The sequence below is a fragment of the Nocardia sp. NPDC049707 genome (assembly GCF_040674855.1).
Classification (GTDB): Bacteria; Actinomycetota; Actinomycetes; order Mycobacteriales; family Mycobacteriaceae; genus Nocardia.
Genome location: NZ_JBFANN010000011.1, coordinates 54,588 through 76,349, shown reverse-complemented (window position 1 = coordinate 76,349; position 21,762 = coordinate 54,588). Strand labels below are relative to the sequence as shown.

Genomic DNA, 21,762 nt, shown 5'->3' with positions numbered 1-21,762 from the left:
GAATCGGTAGTGGTCACTGCAACTCCTCGAGCATCATCGAGCGGTGGTTGAGGTCGTGGGCGAGCTGATCGAAGGCTCGCTCCCAATCGGGATCGGCGCAGCGGCGTGCCACCGAGGTGGCCGTCCGCGCCGCGGTGACGGGCACGTGCACGGCCGCCGCAGACAGCAGCGACCGATGTGCGCTCGGGCCGGTGCCATGCGCTTCGGGGCGTTTGGCCGCGGCACGTGCGCGTTCGAATAACAACAGAAATAGGTGTTGGGCAAGGGGTTCCGGCCACGGATGGCCCATCGCCGGTAGCAACGCCTCGAGCTCGGAGAGCCACGAGCCGTCCAGTTGCAGCAGATGCCGGGTGCGATCGGGCAGCGGTAGCAGTGCGAACAATTCGCGGCGCCGAAGCATCGCCAGATCGGTCGGCACCCCGGCATCGAACAGTGCCCGCGCCCAGGTCGGATCATGTTGTGCCAGTGCGGCATCCACCCAACCGTCGAATAGCGGTTGCCGGAACCTGTCACTGATCTCGGCCCGGGTGGCCTTATCCGGTGCGCCGAGTTCGGACGCCCAGTGCGTCAACGGTGTCGCCGCGACGAGTTGCCGCAGGCGACCTGCCCGCAGATCCGGCGCGCCGTCCCAGCGATAGGTGAACTCCACGGTGCGGTCGGTAATGCCGTCCCTGCGGTCGGCATCGTCGAGCTCCTCCGGCACCCGGACAATCAGATTCGGATGCAGCGGCGAATGTTCGACCGTGACCCATGCGCTCGCGCGCCGAGTCATGCGCTGCGTGAATGCCGAATCCGGCAGCAGTGGTAGCAATCCGGCCGCGATTCTGCGCACATCCGATCGCCGGTCGTCCAATGCCGTCTCGAGCAGCGGTTCGTCGTCGGCCGAAATCCCCTCGGCGAGGAGGGCCAATAGCTCCGCTTTCAGCGGACCGGATTCCTTCGGCCAAGACGCGGTCAGTGCCACACGTGCGGCCTTGGCATCCCGATGACGCAGATCGGTGAGCCATTCGCGCCGTTCGGGCGGCTGGCCGAACTGCCAGCTCTGCTCTGTCGGCGCATCGGACGGTGTTTGCCGCACCAGGTCGCGCCAGTCCGGATGCTGGTCGGCCAACCAGCGGCCGCGGGTTCCGGCCAGGCGCAATAGCGGCTCGCGCAGTTCGGTATTCGCCTTCGCCTGCATGAGCAGTAGCGCGCACAGTGCGTCCGGGGCGCGATATTCGCCTGGTGCTGCGGCCGCGAACCATTCGGGCAGAAAAGCGGATCGATCCCGCAACATACGGGCGAGGCGGGATGCCGCAGCCCGGGGCAGGAGTCGACGGTCGTCGTCCGCAGCGGGTTCGGGCTTGGTTGCCGTGCTGACGGATACGCCGCCGCATGCGAAAGCGCCACGCAGCGCAGCGGATTCGAGCAGCAGCAGTGCCGGATCGGTGCGCAACCGGGTCGCGGCGGCGGCCACCGGAGCCTCGAGCCGCGTGGGATCGGCCGCCCTGCGGGCCGTGCCGAGCAGCGCGACCGAGGTCAGCTCCTCCGACACCGGCGCGGCGGGCGCATGCGACGCCGCATGTGTGCCGAGCTCCGCGCTGCCGACATCGATGACCTCACCCGCGGTGAATACCGAGATCGGCACCAATCCGGCCACACTCCATTCGGCGGCTAGCGTCACCGGATGCCCGCCGGACACCCCGAGCAGTCGCCACGGCTGCTCGGTGGCCGCAACCGGTAGTGCCGTGCCGCCGGATTCGGTGATATACCAGCCATTTTCGGTCCATACCGGCATGACATCGGTGAGCAGCACCGGTCGGAATCTCAGCCATGGATCGCCGGCGAGCGCCTCGGCATGTTCGGTCAATACGGCGGCGATCGACCCATCGGCGACCGGCAGCGTGGTGAACGGTTCGGCCGGGCCATGCCGTGCACCCCAGAGTGCTCGCAGCGGCGCGCCGCCCGGGTAGTAGTGCAGATCCGCTTCGGCCATCATGCCGGGCAGCGGCACCTCGGCCGAGAAGCTCGGTGCACCGAAGGAGTGCTCGAGCAGCAGGCCCCAGCGTCGAGTTCGCCTGCCGTACAACCACGTTCGGCGCGTATACAGCCGCTCTTCCTCGCTGGTCCGGATGCCGAGTACCTGCCACTGATCCCGGACCGCCGGTTCGGCACGGACGGATTCGCCCGATGTCGGATAGCCGATATGAGTGCGGACACTGGCCCGCAGCTCGGGCGACAATTCGTCGAGGCGGCGATGCGCGGCGATCAGCAGATGCAGCCGCGCATACTCGGCGAGTACGACATCGGGCCAGTCCGCCCTGGTCACCACCGTGTTCGGCAGCTGGCGCAGTGCGGCGGCGACACCGGGAGCCTGCGCGTCGACCATGCGCGCCGCGATCGCCTCGAAAGCGCGAAACGAGCGATCGGACTGGGCCAGCCCGGTGCGCACCTGATCGCCGAGCCAGATATCGAGTTCCGCCAGACCTGCCGTCACCCGCACCCGCCGCTGTTCCGCGGTCGCCGGATCGGGCGTGCCGGCCTGCGGGGCGGTGGCGGGCTCGGCCGCGCGGACCACGCGTGCGTTGATCCATTCCGCCGCGAAGTCCGCGATCGCGCTCGCCGCGGCGACCGCACCGCCCGACCAGGCGAGCAACAGCGACAGTGCGTGCTCGCACGGGAACTTGCGGCTGGGACACGAGCACTTGTACGCCGGACCCGCCAGATCCACGATCGTCTGATACGGCTTGGCGCCGCTGCCCTGACACAGGCCCCACAGCGCGGTGTCGAACTGCCCGGTGCCGTGCCAGCGCCCGGCGAGCGTGCGCGCGGCGGATAGCGAACTCGCATCCGGTGCGAGCGCGCTGACCTGCTCCTCGGTCCACGGCGCGGTCATGTGATGGCTCCCGCCTGGTTCATCCGGTGGCCCCGGATCGGCTGTATGTCATGTCTTCCCCCGTTACTCGGTTGCCGAATTTCTATCGCAGCCCACCGACAAGTTACGTGGTGAGCGGGTATTTCTCTGGAATACGCTGCGCGGATGACAGATTCGGCGGGCACATTGTCTTGCGCTGGTTGCCCGATTCTGGCATTCTGTCCTGTTCGGCTCCGACCGAGCCACCCACATCGGGTGACACACCATCGAGCTGCCCGCCGGGGTTGGCGAGGGGTGGACATCGAGTGGGGCCCAGCCTGTTCGATGGCCATACCATCCCCGCGGGCAGATTCGCTTTTCCCCGCCCGGCCACGCGAAACGGCTCCGCTGTGGGCGAATTCGACGCCATCGGGTACCGTTTCGCTGAGCTTTCAACAGTGATCCCCAAGCGGGGTTGGAGGATGTGCCGCGGTTCGGTGGTGTAGGGGGTTACCCATGCGTACAGATCCCGGAACCGATACTGCGGCGGTGCCCCGCCTGACCGAAGTGGTATCCCGGCGGCTTGCAGCGGATCCCGCGGTCACCCCCGATGTGACGCATGCCGTGCTCAGCGCCCTCGGCGGTGGCAAATCCGAGGATCTGACAACCGAATTCGACGGCTCCGGCATCTTCCTGCGTGCGATCCGGGTACGCGGCTTCCGTGGCATCGGCCCCGAGGCGACGCTTCAGCTGCCGCCGGGTCCCGGCCTCACCTTGGTGGTGGGCCGCAACGGAAGTGGTAAGTCGAGCTTCGCCGAGGCCGCCGAACTGGTGCTCACCGGCAGCAATCGCCGCTGGGACGGCCGCTCGGCGGCGTGGCGCGAGGGCTGGCGGAATCTGCACGACGGCGGCGAGGCGCGGATCGATCTCGAATTGCTCACTGCCGGGCCAGATCCCGAACTGACCATCGCCAAAGAGTGGTCGCCGCAGGCCGATCTGGCCCAGGCACACTGGACCGAGCAGCGATCAGGCTCCGCGCCAACGGATTTCGACGGCGATCGTTGGGCGGGTTTGCTGGAACTGTATCGCCCCTTCTTGTCCTATAGCGAACTCGGCGCGCTCGTCGACGGTAAACCGAGCGATCTGTTCGACGCGCTGCACCGGCTGCTCGGCCTCGACGAATTGACCATGGCGCAGGAGCGGATTCGCACCCGTCGACTGGAATTCGAACGCGCCGCACGGGATTCGCGTCAGGAACGCATAGAATTGGTGACCGCGCTCGGTGCCGTGGCCGACGATCGTGCGGTGCGGATGGCGGCGTTGCTGCGCCCGGACCGCCCCGATCTCACGGCCATCGGTCGCGAAATCCTCGGCACGGCAGAGAATCCGGTGGGGCCGGATGGGTTGCGGGCCATCGTGCGGCTGGTCTTGCCCTCGGGCGCCGAGGTGGAAGCCATCGCCGCGCGCCTCGAAGAGTGCCGCGTGGTGCTTGCTCGCGATTCGACCGCGGATGCCGAGGCTGATCTGCGCGTATTGGAATTGCTGCGGCGAGCGCGCGCGCATGTCGGAGCCAGCGGGGAATGTGCCTGCCCGGTCTGCGGGCGCGGCGAATTGGACGCGACGTGGTTGCGTGGGGCGGAAGCCGCCATTGCCGAGCTGACCTCCCGAGTCGACGCGCTCGCGACCGCTCGGGCCGCGCTGCGGCAGGCCGTCCGCGACGCCCGCGCGCTACCGGACCACATCCCTCCGGAACTGGATTTCGACCCGCGCAATCCGCCTACCGTCGACACCACCGCGGTGCGTCGCGCCTGGACGGACTGGGCGGCGCTTACCGGTGCCGATTACACGCCCGATCTGGCGGATCGGCTGCGCGGTGCGCATACCCGCCTGGTCGATGAACTCGAGTTGCTGCAGCAGGGCACCCGTAAGGAACTGAACCGCCTCGACGAGGTGTGGTCGCCCCTGGTGCCGCGCATCAGCGGCTGGCTGGAGGGGGCCCGTGCGGTCGTCGCGAACAGCAGCGAACTGCGCACACTCAAGCGTGCCGAGGATTGGCTCAAATCCGCGACGGCCGGATTGCGCGGGGAGCGGATGGCGCCGCTGGAAACAACGGCGCGTTGGGTGTGGCGCACACTGCGTCAGCAGAGCAATGTCGAACTCGGTGCGATTCGATTGCAGGGCAATGCCGGAACCGCGCGGCGGGTGCTGCTCGATGTCACCGTCGACGAGGTGGACGGTGCCGCGCTCGGGGTGATGAGTCAGGGCGAGCTGCACGCTCTCGGACTTTCACTGTTTCTGCCGCGAGCGACGGTGGAGGACAGTCCTTTTCGCTTCGTCATGATCGATGACCCGGTGCAGGCCATGGATCCGGCGAAGGTGGACGGACTGGCCAGGGTGCTCGAGGTCATGGCGTGGACGCGGCAGGTGATCGTCTTCACCCATGACGAGCGGCTGGCCGAGGCGGTGCGGCGCATGCAACTCGACGCCAGCGTGCTGGAGGTGCAGCGCCGCGAGCGATCGGTAGTGGAAGTACGGATATCCAGCGACCCCATCCGCCGCTACCTCGATGACGCCCGCTCCCTCGTCCGCACGCCCCAACTCCCCCCGGCGATCGCCGATGAACTGGTGGCCACCTGTTGCCGCTCTGCCGTGGAAGCGGCCAGCCTGGCCAGAGCCCGGCGCAATCTGCTCGCCGAAGGCATGGACCACCGCGAGGTCGAACGCCATATCGAAGGCGCCCAGACAACCCGCGCCATGGTCGCACTGGCGGTCATGGGCATCGAGGGCCGAGTGGACGACCTCAACAAACACCTCGCCCGCGAAGGCAAATGGGTCGTCGACGCCCTCCGCGACGCCACCGCGGGTGCCCACGTCCCGATCGGCCGCAGCATGCGCGACCTGATCGCGGACACCGAGAAGTTCGTCGGCTGGCTACGCCGATGAACGACTGCCGCGCATCGATAGCCCGGAGGCGGCGGTGAGTTCGCGTGATGACGCGGGCGCGTCGGGCGCCGCGGACGACGGCCGGGCGCGAGATGGTGATCAACAGGGCAACCCGGAATTGCGAGGCGCTGGTGATCACGGGCGCACCGGGGATGATGCTGGCCTTGGAGGTGCTGCGGATCAGCCGAGCGGTGAGAATCTGCGGGGTTCCAGGGGGCGACAAGCCGGTGCGGGTTTGCGGGGTGCTGTTGGTCGGCCAGACGTGGAGGAACGGCAGGCCGGGGAAGATCGGCTGGGCGATGCGGACCCTCGCGGTGCTGAGGGACGGCAGGGCGGGGGGAGTCGGCGAAGAGTCGAGGGGCAGCAGGGCGGTGCGGAGCTGCGGGAGGTAGCGGGTCGTCGAGCCGGTGGGGGTATAGGCGGTGCCGAGGGACGACGGGACGCTGCGGATCGGAAAGACAGTGGCTCGCGAGGGAAGTCGATCAGGCAGGGCGGAATCGGCTGGGCGGGAAGGCAAGCCGGGGCAGGTGGGTCGGGCGACCCGGGCTGGGAAGGCGGCGCGGGGCGACAAGGGCGTAAAACTCAGCGGGGCAGGGGAGCTCGGCAGCGGAACGCGGGTGGCGGAGGGCGGCGGGGCGGTGCGCGTAACCCGGGGACCGGGAAACCGCATCCGCCGCGGCCGACGGTGGCCGAGCGATTCGATGCGGTGGATCGGTTGCTCGACGGGTCGGTGACCGATGCCGACGGGCTGTGGTCACGGGCGACGGTGTGGATTCTGCGGCTTGCGCTCGAGCAGTCCGTCGACGAGTTGTGGCTAAGGGTGGCACCGGAATTGGCGCGCTGTCCGATGCGCGCCCAACTGCTCGCACTGCGTGTCTTCGCGGGCGACGACACCGCCGCGCAGGTCGCGACGGTATGGGCGGCCTTGTCCCGCGCTGCCCACCACCACGATTACGAACTCGCCCCGAGCGTCACCGAACTACGCCGCTGGCGCGAGCAGACCGCCGCGATCGCCACCTCACTAGCCACAGCCGTCACTCGCTGACCAACGCATTGCCACTGCCGCACACTGATGTAGCGGCGCATTGCTGGCGTCGCTCACCAGTGCAGTAGCGCGTGGGCGCATCGGCCCGCGTCGCCACGTCGGCCGCCGTACCGGCCGACGTGATCAACAATGTGCCCGAGGCTTGGTGTCGGTCTCCGCGTCCGGCCTGGCGTCTGCTGGGCGTGGCCCAACTTCATCTGTGCCGCGCGGGTCGACGCTGCGGCGCATCGGCACGCCCGCGCACCTGCGGACCACTGCGCAACGGATCCATCGAAGCTATTGCGCCGCATTGCCTTGGCGGCGCGCGGTATCAGGACGAACCGAACAGCCCGATGATGCTGGTCAGTAGCGAAATGCTGGTCGAGGCAATCGCGGAACCGGTACCCAAGATATTCAACACATTCAGCAGTCCCATGGCGGGCTCCTTGATCGTCATCGACACTTCCCCACGTTCACACCGTGATTCGTCGCTCTGAACTCCCCGGATCGCCGCCGTCAGCACACCTTGACGCGACACTCCGCATGACACGCCGGACCATCGCCACTCCGAAATCCATTCGCGCCGTTGAGCCCCCGAGTATCCGATCAAGATCAGGTGGAATCCATGGCGGCATCGGCCCGAGAAGCCTCCGCCGCCAGTACCACCTGATCTTGATCAAGGGGCGCGCGGCGAGCAAGATTCTCCAGTTATGGATGAGTCGGAGCTGTGCCCGTGTAAGCGTGGGGAGGCGTTCGGGGTCTGTTGTGGACCGGTGCTGGCGGGGGAGCGGTCCGCGGCGACGGCCGAGGCGCTGATGCGTTCGCGCTACACCGCATTCGCGGTCGGCGATACCGAATACCTGCTCCGGTCCTGGCATCCACGCACCCGACCGCGAACGCTCGAACTGGATCCGGACCAGCGCTGGCGATTCCTGGAAATCGTGCGCACCGAGCGCGGCGGACCGTTCGACGACACCGGCACCGTGGAATTCATCGCCCACTACCGAGTCCACGGTCGACGCGGGTCTCTGCACGAGGTCAGCACATTCCACCGCGTGGACGGCGCCTGGGTCTACCTCGACGGCATCATCGAACCGTGACGGGTAGCGTGCCACCCATGCCACGTGTCGCGATCGAATACTGCACGCAATGTCGCTGGCTGCTGCGCGCGAGTTGGATGGCACAGGAACTGCTGAGCACCTTCGCCACCGAACTCGGTGAGGTGGCGCTGATACCCGGCACGGGCGGCGTCTTCCGCATCACCATCGACGGCGACCAGATCTGGGAGCGCAAGGCGGACGGCGGATTCCCGGATATCGCGGTACTCAAGCAGCGCGTGCGCGATCGCGTCGCACCGGACCGTGATCTCGGCCATGCCGACAAAAGGGACTCGTCGTCCGACCGAGCGTGATATCGACCACGCCGGATTCAGGAGCAGCAGCCGCCACCGCAGCATCCGCCACCGGCGGGGCGCGGTGCGGGCGCGGGCGCCGCGGCACCGCCGCCACCCCTACTGACCGTGGCAAATGTGGTCAGCAGCTTGACCGTGTCATTGTGGCCGTTCGGGCAGGCCGCAGGATTCGACGCCTCCGCCATCGGACGGTTGACCTCGAAAGTGTCACCACAACTGCGGCACCGGAAGCTATAACTCGGCATCGGGCCAGCGTAGCGCCAAGGGCGAGAGGTGCTTCATCACCTATCCCACTATCCGACTGGACGTACTCTCGAATGAGAGATCGCTAGGTGCTTGGACCCGGCCGGAGCAAACTCGCAGTGCACTGCCCGGGTCGTAGGCAGGAGGTGCGGAAGGACATGAGCGAGCGGAGCGAGCGAATCAAAGGTGCAGCCACCCGAGTGGTCATGACGGAGCCTAGCGCCAGCGAGGCGCAGTCATGACCACTCGGTTCGAGGTAGAACCGGGCTCCGAGGTCGGCGACACCGAACCGGTCGCGCAAACGACCTGGGGCCGCGTGAGCGGACGCTGGGACGGACCTGTCGCGGTGTGGCGCAGCATTCCGTACGCGGCCGCGCCGTCCGGTCCGAACCGTTTCCGGCCGCCACTGCCGCCGCGGCCATGGGACGGAATTCGCGAGTGCACGGCCTTCGGCGAGATCGCTCCGCAGACAATGGGCACTATGGTCCCGGTCGATTCCGGCCTGCGGATGGGGGAGGACTGTCTGTGGCTGAATGTGTGGTCACCGCGCAGTTCCGCCGATACCGGTGTGCCGCGGCCGGTGCTGGTGTGGTTGCACGGTGGCGCCTACTGCCTCGGCACCGCGGCCCAGGCGATCTACGACGGTCGCAAGCTGGCCGAAGCCGGCGACGTTGTGGTGGTGACGGTCAATTACCGCCTCGGCGCGCTCGGTTTCCTCGACTTGTCGTCACTCTCCGACGATTTCACGCCGAATCTCGGTCTGCACGACCAGATCGCCGCACTGCAGTGGGTCCGCGACAATATCGCCGCATTCGGCGGCGATCCGGGCAATGTGACCCTGTTCGGTGAATCCTCCGGCGCCGGATGTGTGACCGCACTGCTGACCGCACCGCCCGCGGTCGGGCTGTTCCACCAGGCGATCGCGCAAAGCCCGCCCGCGACAACGGTTTTCGGCCAGGCGCGGGCAGCCGCTGTGGCCCAACGCTTTCTGGAACTGATCGAACTACCGTATTCCCGTGCAAGCGAATTGCTGGAATGCCCGATCGAACGGATCGTGACCGCCGCGGGCGTGCTGCTGGACGAGATTCCATTGAAGGAGCCGGGCCGACTGGCCGCCGCGCCCGTCGTCGACGGCAATCTGGTCCCGACCTATCCGATCGATCGCTTCCAGCAGGGCCGCTCGCATCGCGTGCCGCTGATCATCGGCACCAATAAGGACGAGGCCTCGCTGTTCCGCCTCTTCCGCTCGCCGATCATGCCGGTGACCCCGGACGCGGTGAACGTCATGCTGCGCGATGTGGCCGCCAACCATCCGGACATGTCGCCCGAGCGCATCGCCGAAATCACCTCGGCATACCCGGATCTCACGAAAATTCGTGGCGCACTTGCCATGTCGACCGACGCAGCCTTCCGGATGCCAGCTCACTGGGTCGCCGACGGCCACGCCGAGCACTCACCGACCTGGACGTACCGCTTCGACCACGCCACCCCCATGCTGAAGGCGGCCCGCGTCGGCGCTGGTCATGCCACCGAATTACCGTATGTCTTCGGCAATTTCGGCACCTTGAACCATGACCCCACCTTCTGGCTCGGCGGCCGCAAGGTAGCGATGGAAGTCTCCGGTCGCATGCAACGCCGCTGGCTCGCCTTCGCCACCCACGGTGTCCCGGCTGCGATAGACGGCTCCAAACATTGGCCGCCCTACCGCCCCAGCACGCGCACCACCCTCCTCATCGACAATTTCGACCGCGTAGTCGACAACCCGGACCGCGATCTGCACACTGCATGGGGCGAACAAGCCGTCGGCTTCAGCTGAGGTCCACGCGCACACGCACAATGCGAAGCGCGCCTACGTATTACACGTCCGTGGAGAAGCGGATGCCACCGTCTGGAATGTCGACGCCGGGCCAGATGCGGGCACCGCGCAGCAGTTCGCAGCGGGCGCCGACGTTCGCGCCGTCACCGATGACGGCATCGCGGACCAGCGCGCGGGGACCGATGCGCGCGCCGAAGCCGATGATCGAACGCTCCACGGTGGCGCCTGCCTCGATACGGGCGCCGTCGAACAGCACCGCGCCGTCGAGGCGAGCACCCGCCCCGACTTCGGCGCCGCGACCGACCACGGTGCCGCCGATGAGCAAGGCACCCGGGGCGACACCGGCACCCTCGTGGACCAGCGACTCACCACGCTGACCGGGCAGGGCCGGGGAGGGAGCGATGCCGCGGACCAGATCGGCCGAACCACGGACGAAATCCTCCGGGGTACCCATATCGCGCCAGTAGGAGGAGTCGACGTGACCCTGCACATGGGCACCCTCGGCCAGCAGCGCCGGGAATACTTCGCGCTCCACCGACACCGGCCGCCCCACCGGGATCTTCTCGATGTATTCGCGCCGGAAGACATAACAACCGGCATTGATCTGATCGGTCGGCGGATCCTGTGTCTTCTCCAGGAAGGCGGTGACCCGGCCCTCCTCGTCGGTCGGCACACAGCCGAACGCGCGCGGATCGCTCACCCGAACCAGATGCAGCGTCACATCCGCATGCGTGGACTCGTGGGTATCCAGAATCGCACCGAGATCGGTGCCGCCGAGCACGTCGCCGTTGAACACCATGATGTTGTCTGCGCGCAGCTTGGGCAGCACATTGCGGATGCCACCGCCGGTGCCGAGCGGTTCGGTCTCGGTGACGTACTCGAGCTCCAGGCCGAGGTCGGCGCCGTCACCGAAGTGTTCCTCGAAGACCTCCGCTTTGAACGAGGTGCCGAGCACGATATGGGTGATTCCGGCGTCTGCGATGCGGGCGAGCAGATGGGTCAGGAACGGCAGTCCAGCCGTCGGCAGCATCGGCTTGGGCGCCGACAGGGTGAGCGGACGTAACCGCGTGCCCTGGCCGCCGACCAGAATCACGGCGTCGGTGCCTGCATTTCCTGCCATCATGCTCCCATGTTCACAGTGGATCGTGTGCTCGGTAGTGCGCCCGCTGGGTACCGTCACCAGTTTCAGTACCCAGCGATGCAGATTCGGCACCCTTGCGTGCCGAACTTGTGACGTTACAGCGTGTCTGGAAACCAGTTTCGGCACTTCCAGGCACCCATCCTGCTCGGATGTCCTCCGCGCGCACCACGAGACCGCGCACTTCGGTTTCCGCTTCATCCGATGTTGGTTTCACCACACCGGCGCCGTCGGCATCCACGGACGTTGGTCACCCGGGGCTCGGGCTTCGGGCTCCCGCACCCGAGGCAGCAGTGTCGGTGCCCCGGATAGACCGCAGCCTGCCGCAGGGCACCGACAGCTCGCTCAGCTCTGGGCTTCCCGCGCCTGTTGACGCAGCGCAGATCGAACCGCAATTCGGGAGCGGACCGCAAGTCCGGCCCGCAACGCCAACCGCAACGGCGCCTGCCACCAGTGCGGATGGCGATCGGCCTGGAATCGGTACGCGCTCGCGTGGTGCGCAGGGAGCATCACTTCGGGATGGCGTCCGGCCGCATGTCCCTTGGCGTGAGTGACCTCAGCGTCGGGCACGAAGACGTTGTGCCAACCCGCCTTGCCCATCCGGTCGCCGAAGTCCACATCTTCCATGTACATGAAGTAGCGCGAGTCGAAGCCGTCGATCGAATCGAAGGCCGCGCGCCGCACCAGCAGACACGAACCGGACAGCCAACCGACGGCCCGCTCGGAGATCTGTTCGTTGTCCTGGCGGTAGCGCAGGGTCCACGGATTCGACGGCCACACCGTGCCGAGAATCGCGTGTCCGGCGCCGTCGAGCAGTCCGGGCACCGAGCGCGCGGACGGGTAGACGCTGCCGTCGGGCTCGCGCACCATCGGCCCGAGCGCGCCCGCCCGCGGCCAGCGCTTCGCCGCGGCGAGCATTGTGTCGATGGAATCGGTGCCCCAGCGGATATCCGGATTGGCGATGACGATGAATTCAACACTCGGATCGATCTCCGCGACCGCCCGGTTGATCGCACCGCCGTAGCCGATATTTCCGCCGGTCCGCAGTAGTCGCACGTGCGCGTTCGCCTCCGCCGCCAACTCCGGCGCACCGTCGACCGAACCGTTGTCGGCCAGGATCACCTGCGGTTTTTCGCTGGTGGCTGCGGCCAGGGTGGTGATGAAGTGCTCGAGATGCTCGCCGGGTGAATAAGTCACCGTGACGACGACAAGACCGCCGGGGGCTGGGGATCCGGAATCACTCACGACTGCGCCTCGCTGACACTCGGTTCGGTCGTGCGCGATTGCACGCTGTGTTGATGGTTCACTCGCTGACGCTCCTCACGGCCATGCAGCCTACTGTGACAACCCTGATAGCACGTCCCCGAGTGCGACCTTCCACGGCCGCAGAGGCGTCAGTCCGGCATCGGCCCAGGAACGGTTGGACAACACCGAATATGCCGGGCGCCGTGCGGGTCTCGCAAATGCGGTCGAGTCGCACGAGTGCACCCGAGTCGGATCCGCGCCGACTCCGGCGAATATCGCGCGCGCGAATTCGAACCAGCTGACCTGGCCGGAGTTGGTGGCGTGCAGCACTCGCGGCGCATCCGGCCGACCCGCCAATTCGAGGAGTCCGGTGGCCAGATCGCCGGCGTAGGTCGGGGAGCCGAGTTGGTCGTCGACCACGTCGAGGGTGTCGCGTTCGCGTTCCAGCCGCAGCATGGTCGCGACGAAATCGCTTCCGCGCCCGGTGTATACCCACGCCGTTCGCACCACATGGGCGTGTGGCGCGGTTTCCAGCACGGCCTGTTCGCCTGCCAATTTCGATCGGCCGTAGACGGTCGCGGGGTCGGTCGGGTCGTCGGTGTCGTAGGGCTTGTCGTGGTTTCCGGCGAAGACGTAGTCGGTCGAGATATGGATCAATCGGGCAGCCACCCGCGCACAGGCGGTGGCGAGGACGGCCGGTCCGGTCGCGTTGACCGCGAAGGCGGCCTCGGGATCGGATTCGGCCTGGTCGACGGCGGTGTAGGCGGCGCAGTTCAGCACGACATCACCCGGTTCGAGCGCGGCGCGCACCGCGGCCGCGTCGGTGATGTCCAATTCATCGCGACCGAAGGCGTGGGCGTCGGGGGCGCGGCGCAACAGTTCGCGTCCCAACTGCCCACCTGCTCCGGTCACGACGAGGCGCGCGGCTACGGTCGAGGAGGACGATATCGCGGTCACGGGCACGAGTCTGGCACGCCGTAGCACCTGCGGTTGGGGTCCGCCGTCGTAGCCGTTGGTTAGCCTTGAGGCAACGGATACGGGGGCTACCGGACGCGGGGCGTCGAGTCAGCGCCGCGTCGGCTTCGACGAAACCGGCGCTGCGCGGTCGCAACATCAGCTGGGAGCGCTAGGGCAAGCACAGCCCGCTTGGGCGGGATGCTCGGTTCGGCGAGAGGATGCAGTGGTGCCGCAGAAGGTGAGGGCGACAGCGTCGTCGCGACTGGCCGAGGCTGGGGCCGGCGTCGGTCCGCTGCGCGCGTTCGTGGCGGTCGGTGCGGTGCTGGTCCTGCTCATCACCGGATTCGCCTGGCACAGTGTGGACTCGCTGATCTCGAATATCGAACGCATCGGCGGCCTCGGCCTCGGCGGTGGCCGCGACGGCGCCGTGGACATCCTGCTGGTCGGTGTGGACAGCCGCACCGACGCGCACGGCAATCCACTTACCAGCAGCGAGCGCGCCCTGTTGCACGCGGGCGATGAGGTCGGCACCAATACCGACACCATTGTGCTGGTTCGCGTGCCGAACGACGGCCGCTCCGCCAGCGCCATCTCCATCCCGCGCGACTCCTACGTCGACATTCCGGGCGTCGGCAAAGGCAAGATCAACTCGGCCTATGGCTCGACCAAGGAAACCCAGCGGCGCAAGCTGATCAACCAGGGCGTTTCAGCGGCCGAGGCGGAAAAACAGTCCACCCAGGCGGGGCGCCAGGCGCTGATCAAGACCGTGTCCGATCTCACGGGTATCACCGTCGACCACTACGCCGAGGTCAGTTTGGTCGGTTTCGTGCTGCTGACCGATGCGGTCGGCGGGGTCGAGGTATGCCTGAACAATCCCGTGGACGAATGGATGTCCGGCGCCGACTTCCGGGCGGGGCGCCAGAAGCTCAACGGGCCACAGGCTTTGAGCTTCGTGCGCCAGCGCCATGAGCTGCCGCGCGGCGATCTGGACCGGATCGTGCGCCAGCAGGTCTTCATGGCGCAGTTGGTCGGCCAGGTGCTCAGTGCCAAGACACTGAGCAATCCAGGCAAATTGCGAAATCTCAGTGATGCGGTCGGGCGCACGATCGTACTGGACGACGATTGGAATGTGCTCGCGTTTCTGCAACAGCTGAAGAATCTTTCGGGCGGTCAGGTCAGTTTCGAGACGATTCCGGTCGCCGATCTCAACGACACGACCAGCGAGGGTGAATCGGTCGTGCGGGTGGATCCGAAGGCGGTCAAGTCGTTTGTGGCATCGCTGGTCGACGGCAAGTCCGATGATCACGCCGAGCCGACGATCGATCCGGCATCGGTGAGCGTCAGTGTGTTCAACGCGAGCGGGATCGGCGGGCTGGCCGGTCAGGTGGCACAGGCGTTGATAGCCAAGGGATTCCAGCAGGGATTGGTCGGCAACTACACCGGGCCCAGCGTCACCAGCAGTCGAGTCCTCGCGCTGGATACTTCGAATCCGAAGGCCAGGGAGGTCGCGAAGGCACTCGGCGGGCTGACGGTCATCGCGGACACCACGTTGTCCCCGGATTCGGTCAGCGTCGTGCTGACGAGCGACTATTCTGGTCCCGGCTCGACCGCGGGCCGCATGTTCGACTTCTCCGGAACGTCGAGCACCGCTACGCCCGTGCCGCCGGCCCCACCGATCGACGCACGCCAGAATGGACCGAAATGCGTGAATTGACTATGCGTGAATTGACCGATGCGTGACCACGACCATGTACTGACGCTCACCGAGGCGGTGCTGGATCCGATCCTCGAGCGCGACCCGGCTGGTCCGCGTATTACCTACTACGACGACGCCACCGGCACTCGGATCGAACTATCCGGGCTGACTCTGGCGAACTGGGCGGCCAAGACCGCCAACCTGGTCCGCGACGAATTCGGACTGAGTCCTGGGGCGCGCGTCGCGGTGCTGCTGCCCGCACACTGGCAGACCGCCGCAGTGCTACTCGGCTGCTGGTGGGCCGGGACCGAGGTGGTGCTCGGGCCCGATCCGGATGCCGATCTGGCGCTGGCGACCGCAGCGCGATTGGACGAAACCGACGATATTCCGGAGGTCGCCGCGCTCTCATTGGACGCCTTCGGCATGCCGGTGCGCGATCTGCCGATCGGCATCACCGATTTCGCCACCTCCGTGCGGGTACATGGAGACCACTTCATGCCACGCGGCGCCGGGATGGCGCTGGACGGGATGCCGGTCTCCGAGGTGCTCGCCGTGGCCCGAAAATCCGCTGTGCTACAAGGGTTTTCCGAGGGTGACCGGGTGCTGTCGAGCACGTCCTGGGATACCGCCGCCGAACTGATCGACGGGTTCGTTGCGGTGCTGGTCGCCGGGGCCTCGCTGGTGCAGGTGGTCAATCCGGATCCGGTGCTGCGCGAGCAGCGCATCGCATCCGAGCGGGTTACCGCGCAGCGCGGCTGACTCCTACCCTGGTACAGGACGGCGTCCGACCACGGGACATTCCACCCGCATCGGGGAGTCAGTACGGTGGAATTGTCGCGCGACGATGGGGTTGGTGAACAGATGAAGCCGCAGTATTGGTTCCGCTGGTTATCGGTGCAGGGTGCGCCGCGGTTGGCCCTGCGCACCCAGGCGCGGCGCGGCGATCCGTTCGCCCAACTGATGGGCGGACCGGACGGTCTCGCCGACCCCTATCCACTGATCGAGCGGCTGCGCGGGCAGGGGCGGCTGCTGCGCACTTCGATCGCCTGGGCGAGTTTCGATCACGATCTGTGTCGCGCCGTCCTGCGGGATAGCCGATTCGGTGTGCGCACCACCGACGCCTTCAATATTCCGAAGCCGCTGCGGTTACTCGCCGAGCGACTTCCCGTGCCGCCCAATCCGGTCGAGCCACCATCCATGCTGGTCATCGATCCGCCGGAGCATACGCGGATGCGCAAGCCGGTCGCCTCGGCCTTCACTCCGCGCGCGATCGGCCGCCTGCGGGAACGGGTCGAGACGGTCACCGAGGAACTGCTCGGTGCACTGCCGTCGGGTGGTTCGGCAGATCTGATCGAGTCGTATGCCGCACAGGTGCCGATCGCCATCATCTCGGAAATGCTCGGCTTCCCGGAAGAGGACCGAAAGTCATTCCTGGACTGGGGCGATCGGATGACCCCGCTGCTCGATATCGGGATTTCCTGGCGGGCGTTCCGGCGTGCGTTCGGGTCGATGGAGGTAATGAACGACTACCTCGACGACCATATCGCGCGGCTGCGCCGTGAACCGGGCGATGACATTCTCAGCAGCCTGGTCACCGCGGATGAACTCGACGATTTCGCGTTGAAGGCGACCGCGAGCCTGTTGATGGGCGCGGGTTTCGAGACCACGGTCAACCTCATCGGCAACGGTATCGCCCAATTGGTCACTCATCCAGAACAATTGGATCGATTGCGCGCCGAACCCGATCTCTGGCCGAATGCCGTCGAAGAGGTGTTGCGCTTCGATGCGCCGGTGCAGACAACGGCGCGAATCGCATCGACCGACTTGGAACTCGAGGGTGTGCGGTTGCACAAGGGCAGCACCGTGGTGCTGTCGCTGGCAGGTGCGAACCGCGATCCCGCGGTCTTCGACAATCCCGATGTCTTCGATGTCGGCCGTTCGAATGCCAAGGAGCACTTGACATTCAGTAGCGGCATCCATGCCTGCCTCGGGGCGAGCCTGGCCCGGATGGAAGCCACGTACGCGCTGCAATCCTTGTTCGAGCGATTCCCGGACCTGCAACTGGATGGAAAACCGCAGCGCCGAAAGCTGTTCACGCTGCACGGATATGAGCGGATGCCGGTTCGGCTCGGGCGCCGGGCCAGCGCCCCGGCTCCCGAGCCGACGACGGTCTGAGGTGTGGCCCCGGCTACCTGTCGTGCCGCCCTTCGCCGATTTCGGCCTCGCGCAGTTGCGCTTCGGACGCGGCGGAGAACGGTTCGCGGTAGGCGGCAACGACTCGGCGGGTCTGCTCGGCGACCAAATCGGCATTGATCTGGGCTGCTGCGGCGGCGCCTGCCGCTGCGGCCGCGCCGACCTGGGCTGTCAGGTCGGTGACGTTTCCCGCGGCCCAGACGCCGGGTACGTCGGTGCGGCCTGCGGCATCGGTGGGGATGTATTCGCCGACTCCGGCGGGATGTTCGGTCGGTCGCAGCCCGAGTGTTGCGAGGAAGTTCGCGCGGGCGACCATCCGCGAGCCGACCGTCACGACCGCACGGGGGACCACGGTGCCGTCGCTCAATCGCACTCCCGCGATGCGGTCGTCGACGATTTCCAGCGCGGTCACCGCACCGTCCACCATGCGAATACCAGAGGCGTTCAACTCCTCGGACTGTTCGGCGGTCAGCGGCGTGGTGTGCGAGAAGTATGTGACATCGGCACTCAGCTGACGGAAGAGCAGAGCCTGGTGCACCCCCATCGGGCCGGTCCCGAGCACCCCGATGGCCTGGTCGCGAACCTCCCAGCCGTGGCAGTACGGGCAATGGATCACATCGCGGCCCCAACGCTCCCGCAGTCCCGCGATCTCGGGTAGCACATCGACCAGCCCGGTGGTCACCAACAGCCGACGAGCCCGCACAGACTGGTCGTCGACCTGCACCGCGAACCCGTCGGCATCCCGCACGATGGTGGTGACCTCTCCGTTCACCACATGTCCCCCGTAGCCGCGGACCTCGGCTCGACCGCGTTCGAGCAACTCGCCCGGCGGGGTCCCGTCCCTGGCGAGCAGTCCGTGCACGCCCTCGGCCGGGGCATTACGCGGTTGGCCAGCGTCGAGCACTACCACCGACCGTCGCATCCTGGCCAGCATCAGCGCGCCACTCAATCCGGCCGCGCCACCGCCGACCACCACCACGTCATAGCCGTCTTTCAGCCGATCGCTCACAGCTGCGCCTCGCTGACGCTCGGCTCCGCTGCGACAGTTGGTGCTGTGCTCACTGGTTCCCTCGCTTCGCTCGATCACATGACCACCTCCTCCCGACGACCATGCAGGGCGGTCGGCAAGAATGGCAAACAATGTTGCCGATATGGCAAGCTGGCAACATGGACAACGACCTCGGCCGAGCCCTCGACGCGGTCGGACCTCGGTTACGTGCGCTGCGCCGCCGGCGCGAAACCACACTGGCCGACCTCTCGACGGAAACCGGCATCTCCGTGAGCACGCTGTCGCGTCTGGAATCCGGTGCCCGGCGCCCAACCCTCGAACTACTCCTGCCGCTGGCCAAGGCGCACGGCGTCACCCTGGACGAACTCGTGGACGCGCCACCCACCGGCGACCCGCGCATCCATCTGCGTCCCATCAACCGCCACGGCATGACGTACTTGCCCCTGACTCGCCGAGCCGGCGGCATCCAGGCCTACAAACTGGTCATCCCTCCGAACACCCGCGACGAGCCCGACCCACGAACCCATGAGGGCTACGAATGGCTCTACGTCCTCAACGGCCGCCTCCGCCTGATCCTCGGCGATCACGACGTAATCCTCACCCCCGGCGAAGCCGCCGAATTCGACACCCGCATCCCCCACTGGTTCGGCACCGCCGACCCCGAACCCGTTGAGTTCCTGAGCCTTTTCGGCAAACAAGGCGAACGCGCCCACCTGCGCACCACCCCCCGATCCCGCCCGACGTAACACCCGCAAACTGCCGTGCCAGCTGCGCGGAGCAGCTACTCGGGGCGGATTTTCCAGATGTAGCGGGTTTTAGGGCGGCCGGCGCGGCCGTAGTCGGATTTGCGGTCGACCAGGCCGTCGTCGGCGAGTTTTTCCAGGTAGCGCCATGCGGTGATGCGGGAAACGCCGACGGTGCTGGCTGTGTCGGCGGCGGTTAGCCCGCCTGGGGCGTCGCGGACTGTGCGCGAGATTTCGTCCAGTGTTTGGGGGGCGACGCCTTTGGGGGCGGTGGCGCGTTGGTCGGAGGTGCGTAGGGCGCTGAGGGCGCGGTCGATGTCCTGTTGGGAGATGGCGGTTTGGCCTGAGGGCAGAGCGGTGCGGAATTCCCGGTAGCGTTCGAGTTTGTCGCGGAAGGCGGCGAAGGTGAACGGTTTCAGAAGATAGAGGACCACACCGTAGGAGACGGCGGTGCGCACCATGGCCAGGTCGCGGGCCGAGGTGATGGCGATGACGTCGGGGCAGGGTGCGAGGCCGGTCAGGGCGGCGGCCACATCCAGGCCGCTGGCATCGGGCAGTCCGATATCCATGAGTACCAGGTCGATCGGCGCATTCTCGGCGGCCGCGTTGGCGGCGGCGCGCATGGCCTCGCGACCGGTGTGCGCGACCGCGACCGCGGTGAACCCCGGAATCCGTTCGACATAGGCGCGGTGCGCCTCGGCGATCAAGGGCTCGTCCTCGACGATCAACACTCGGATCATCGCGCATCCTCTCGTGGGATCGTCACGGTCACAGCACTTTCCGGATCTCGTTCGGTGCCGATCACGCCGCCGTGCCGGTCGACAAGCCGATGGACAAGTGCCAGCCCGAGACCCTGATGGTCGGCCTTGGTGGAGTAGCCGCGTTCGGCGGCGCGGGCGAAGGTTTCGGCCGACATGCCGGGTCCGCTGTCCGCGACGCGGACATACAGTGCCGGACCGTTCGCCGACCGCACCGAATCGAACACCGCCGCCAACTCGACGGCCAGCGCCGGATCGGGTGCCTGCGGCGGATCTGCCGATAAATCCTGTTGGTGCACAGTGACTTCCACCCAGCCGACGGCGCCATCGGCAGCCGCGTCGATGGCATTGTCGATCAGATTGCCAACCAGCGTCACCGTCTCCTGCGCGGACAGCGGTGCGGTCGAGTCGAGCGCCGTATCCTCGGTGATCGTCAGCTCGATGCCGCGCTCGGCGGCCTGGTTCACCTTGCCGAGCAGCAGTGCTGCGAGCGCCGGATCGCCGACCGAAGTGAGCAACCGATCGATAAGGGCTTGGGACAGTTGCAGTTCCGCGGTCGCGAACTCCACCGCCTCTCGATAACGCCCCAACTCCACCATGGTGATCACGGTGTGCAACCGATTGGCCGATTCGTGCGCCTGCGCACGCAACGATTCCGCGAAACCGCGCACCGAATCGAGTTCGCCCATCACGGTGCGCAATTCGGTATGGTCGCGAATGGTGATCACGGTGCCGATCGGTCGCCGCTCCCAGGTAACGATATCCTGATTGACCAGCAGGATCCGGTCCGTGGTCACATGCATCTCGTCGCGAACCACCCCCCAGCTCATCCGCTGCATCGAGATCGGCAGATCCGTCCGCGCGACGGGCCCATCGGGCAGATCGAGCAACCTGCGCGCCTCGTCGTTGACGACCTCCGCACGGGTACCGTTCGGCCCGAATACGACCAGCCCCTCGTGGATCGAATGCAGCACCGCGTCGTGCTGTTCGTACAGTGTACGCAGCTCGTCCGGCGCGAGACCGTGCGTCTGCCGACGAATCCGGCGACTCAGCAGGAACGAACCCGCCGCCGCGACGACCAGACCCGCCGCGGCCACGCCGAGAATCAACGGCAATTGCGTGGCGACCTGATCGCCGATCCGCGCCCGGGTCACCCCCGCCGACACCAATGCGATGATGCGCCCGTCGTCATAGACCGGAGTGACCGCCCGAATGGAGGGACCGAGCGTTCCGGTGTACGTCTCGGTGAACGTCTCCCCGGCCAACGCCCGATCGATATTGCCGCTGAACGGTTGCCCGATGAGCGCGGGCGTGGTGTGGGTGTACCGGGTCCGATCCGGTGCCATCACCACGATGAAGTCCATCCCGGTCGCCTTGCGGGTCCGTTCGGTCACCGGTTGCAGCAGGGTGGTGGCGTCAGGAGTGTGCAGGGCCCAGAGGGTGGACGGCGCAACGGCCACGGCCACCGCGACATCGGTGACTTCGCGTGTGGTGGTGACATCGCTGTCATGCCTGGCGTCCAGTACGGCTAGAACCGCCCCGATTCCGATGACCAGCCCGAGGACCACGAGCTGGAGCACGAAGGCCTGACCGGCCAGCGATAGCCGACCTCGTCCCCCGTGTTTCTCACCGCGCAACACTTTCTATCCCTCATGCAACTTGAACGAAATGCACCAAAGCGTGACCGCCATCACCGCTAGCAGCCAACATTGTGCACATGAGGGCATGAGTCACCTCACGCCGGTACCACTTG

General features: G+C 66.9%; 18 protein-coding genes. 9 read left to right on the top strand and 9 right to left on the bottom strand.

From position 1 onward, the window contains the following. Nucleotides 1-13 precede the first annotated feature (13 nt). Nucleotides 14-2,875 carry a DUF5691 domain-containing protein gene (locus AB0J29_RS13180; protein WP_364784049.1) on the bottom strand — a complete coding sequence of 954 codons (2,862 nt, stop codon included), beginning with the start codon at nucleotides 2,873-2,875 and terminating at the stop codon, nucleotides 14-16. A 474-nt stretch (nucleotides 2,876-3,349) separates the two neighbouring features. Between AB0J29_RS13180 and AB0J29_RS13175 the strand changes: the two genes are divergently transcribed. Further along, complete coding sequence (locus AB0J29_RS13175) at nucleotides 3,350-5,776, top strand: AAA family ATPase (protein ID WP_364784046.1); 2,427 nt, start codon at nucleotides 3,350-3,352, stop codon at nucleotides 5,774-5,776. A gap of 685 nt (nucleotides 5,777-6,461) precedes the next feature. After that, complete coding sequence (locus tag AB0J29_RS13170; protein WP_364784043.1) at nucleotides 6,462-6,821, top strand: hypothetical protein; 360 nt, start codon at nucleotides 6,462-6,464, stop codon at nucleotides 6,819-6,821. A gap of 310 nt (nucleotides 6,822-7,131) precedes the next feature. Here AB0J29_RS13170 and AB0J29_RS13165 read toward each other — a convergent pair whose 3' ends face one another. Beyond that, entirely contained in the window at nucleotides 7,132-7,257 is a 126-nt protein-coding gene (locus AB0J29_RS13165; RefSeq protein ID WP_364784040.1) for a hypothetical protein, read from the bottom strand. 253 nt (nucleotides 7,258-7,510) lie between these two features. Here AB0J29_RS13165 and AB0J29_RS13160 point away from each other — a divergent pair, with 253 nt between their 5' ends. After that, nucleotides 7,511-7,900 (top strand): YchJ family metal-binding protein, encoded by a 390-nt coding sequence (locus tag AB0J29_RS13160; protein WP_364784037.1) that lies wholly within the window; start codon nucleotides 7,511-7,513, stop codon nucleotides 7,898-7,900. A gap of 17 nt (nucleotides 7,901-7,917) precedes the next feature. Continuing rightward, nucleotides 7,918-8,211 (top strand): SelT/SelW/SelH family protein, encoded by a 294-nt coding sequence (locus tag AB0J29_RS13155; RefSeq protein ID WP_364784034.1) that lies wholly within the window; start codon nucleotides 7,918-7,920, stop codon nucleotides 8,209-8,211. A gap of 17 nt (nucleotides 8,212-8,228) precedes the next feature. Here the strand turns inward: AB0J29_RS13155 and AB0J29_RS13150 are convergent, their stop codons facing one another. Next, a complete protein-coding gene (locus tag AB0J29_RS13150; RefSeq protein ID WP_364784031.1) occupies nucleotides 8,229-8,456 on the bottom strand; it encodes a zinc ribbon domain-containing protein in 228 nt (75 codons plus the stop codon). Nucleotides 8,457-8,692: 236 nt separating this feature from the next. Here AB0J29_RS13150 and AB0J29_RS13145 point away from each other — a divergent pair, with 236 nt between their 5' ends. Then, nucleotides 8,693-10,270: a carboxylesterase/lipase family protein gene (locus AB0J29_RS13145; protein WP_364784028.1), complete on the top strand. Its 1,578-nt coding sequence runs from the start codon at nucleotides 8,693-8,695 to the stop codon at nucleotides 10,268-10,270. A 40-nt stretch (nucleotides 10,271-10,310) separates the two neighbouring features. Here the strand turns inward: AB0J29_RS13145 and AB0J29_RS13140 are convergent, their stop codons facing one another. The 3 genes from AB0J29_RS13140 to rfbD form a co-directional block, all read right to left on the bottom strand. Next, entirely contained in the window at nucleotides 10,311-11,390 is a 1,080-nt protein-coding gene (locus AB0J29_RS13140) for an NDP-sugar synthase (protein WP_364784312.1), read from the bottom strand. A 363-nt stretch (nucleotides 11,391-11,753) separates the two neighbouring features. Continuing rightward, a complete protein-coding gene (locus AB0J29_RS13135) occupies nucleotides 11,754-12,653 on the bottom strand; it encodes a glycosyltransferase family 2 protein (RefSeq protein WP_364784025.1) in 900 nt (299 codons plus the stop codon). A gap of 90 nt (nucleotides 12,654-12,743) precedes the next feature. After that, entirely contained in the window at nucleotides 12,744-13,610 is an 867-nt protein-coding gene (gene rfbD / locus AB0J29_RS13130) for a dTDP-4-dehydrorhamnose reductase (protein WP_364784022.1), read from the bottom strand. A gap of 292 nt (nucleotides 13,611-13,902) precedes the next feature. Between rfbD and AB0J29_RS13125 the strand changes: the two genes are divergently transcribed. The 3 genes from AB0J29_RS13125 (at nucleotide 13,903) to AB0J29_RS13115 (ending at nucleotide 17,481) form a co-directional block, all read left to right on the top strand. After that, nucleotides 13,903-15,324 (top strand): LCP family protein, encoded by a 1,422-nt coding sequence (locus AB0J29_RS13125; protein ID WP_364784309.1) that lies wholly within the window; start codon nucleotides 13,903-13,905, stop codon nucleotides 15,322-15,324. 18 nt (nucleotides 15,325-15,342) lie between these two features. Beyond that, a complete protein-coding gene (locus AB0J29_RS13120; RefSeq protein ID WP_364784019.1) occupies nucleotides 15,343-16,065 on the top strand; it encodes a TIGR03089 family protein in 723 nt (240 codons plus the stop codon). A gap of 102 nt (nucleotides 16,066-16,167) precedes the next feature. Beyond that, a complete protein-coding gene (locus AB0J29_RS13115) occupies nucleotides 16,168-17,481 on the top strand; it encodes a cytochrome P450 (RefSeq protein ID WP_364784016.1) in 1,314 nt (437 codons plus the stop codon). A 13-nt stretch (nucleotides 17,482-17,494) separates the two neighbouring features. Here the strand turns inward: AB0J29_RS13115 and AB0J29_RS13110 are convergent, their stop codons facing one another. Next, on the bottom strand, nucleotides 17,495-18,508 hold the full coding sequence (locus AB0J29_RS13110) for an NAD(P)/FAD-dependent oxidoreductase (RefSeq protein ID WP_364784013.1): 1,014 nt from the start codon (nucleotides 18,506-18,508) through the stop codon (nucleotides 17,495-17,497). Between the two features lie 158 nt (nucleotides 18,509-18,666). Here AB0J29_RS13110 and AB0J29_RS13105 point away from each other — a divergent pair, with 158 nt between their 5' ends. Beyond that, nucleotides 18,667-19,254: an XRE family transcriptional regulator gene (locus tag AB0J29_RS13105; protein WP_364784010.1), complete on the top strand. Its 588-nt coding sequence runs from the start codon at nucleotides 18,667-18,669 to the stop codon at nucleotides 19,252-19,254. A 35-nt stretch (nucleotides 19,255-19,289) separates the two neighbouring features. Here the strand turns inward: AB0J29_RS13105 and AB0J29_RS13100 are convergent, their stop codons facing one another. Continuing rightward, on the bottom strand, nucleotides 19,290-19,991 hold the full coding sequence (locus tag AB0J29_RS13100; RefSeq protein ID WP_364492779.1) for a response regulator: 702 nt from the start codon (nucleotides 19,989-19,991) through the stop codon (nucleotides 19,290-19,292). Continuing rightward, nucleotides 19,988-21,649: an ATP-binding protein gene (locus AB0J29_RS13095; RefSeq protein WP_364784007.1), complete on the bottom strand. Its 1,662-nt coding sequence runs from the start codon at nucleotides 21,647-21,649 to the stop codon at nucleotides 19,988-19,990. The genes AB0J29_RS13100 and AB0J29_RS13095 overlap by 4 nt, the downstream gene beginning before the upstream one ends. Nucleotides 21,650-21,762: the final 113 nt, after the last annotated feature.

Bases quoted from the DNA above. Each gene is read 5' to 3' on its own strand.
- AB0J29_RS13180 (WP_364784049.1), bottom strand. From the start codon at position 2,875: ATGACCGCGCCGTGGACCGAGGAGCAGGTCAGCGCGCTCGCACCGGAT.
- AB0J29_RS13175 (WP_364784046.1), top strand. From the start codon at position 3,350: ATGCGTACAGATCCCGGAACCGATACTGCGGCGGTGCCCCGCCTGACC.
- AB0J29_RS13165 (WP_364784040.1), bottom strand. From the start codon at position 7,257: ATGACGATCAAGGAGCCCGCCATGGGACTGCTGAATGTGTTGAATATC.
- AB0J29_RS13160 (WP_364784037.1), top strand. From the start codon at position 7,511: ATGGATGAGTCGGAGCTGTGCCCGTGTAAGCGTGGGGAGGCGTTCGGG.
- AB0J29_RS13155 (WP_364784034.1), top strand. From the start codon at position 7,918: ATGCCACGTGTCGCGATCGAATACTGCACGCAATGTCGCTGGCTGCTG.
- AB0J29_RS13150 (WP_364784031.1), bottom strand. From the start codon at position 8,456: ATGCCGAGTTATAGCTTCCGGTGCCGCAGTTGTGGTGACACTTTCGAG.
- AB0J29_RS13145 (WP_364784028.1), top strand. From the start codon at position 8,693: ATGACCACTCGGTTCGAGGTAGAACCGGGCTCCGAGGTCGGCGACACC.
- AB0J29_RS13140 (WP_364784312.1), bottom strand. From the start codon at position 11,390: ATGGCAGGAAATGCAGGCACCGACGCCGTGATTCTGGTCGGCGGCCAG.
- AB0J29_RS13120 (WP_364784019.1), top strand. From the start codon at position 15,343: ATGCGTGACCACGACCATGTACTGACGCTCACCGAGGCGGTGCTGGAT.
- AB0J29_RS13115 (WP_364784016.1), top strand. From the start codon at position 16,168: ATGAAGCCGCAGTATTGGTTCCGCTGGTTATCGGTGCAGGGTGCGCCG.
- AB0J29_RS13105 (WP_364784010.1), top strand. From the start codon at position 18,667: ATGGACAACGACCTCGGCCGAGCCCTCGACGCGGTCGGACCTCGGTTA.
- AB0J29_RS13100 (WP_364492779.1), bottom strand. From the start codon at position 19,991: ATGATCCGAGTGTTGATCGTCGAGGACGAGCCCTTGATCGCCGAGGCG.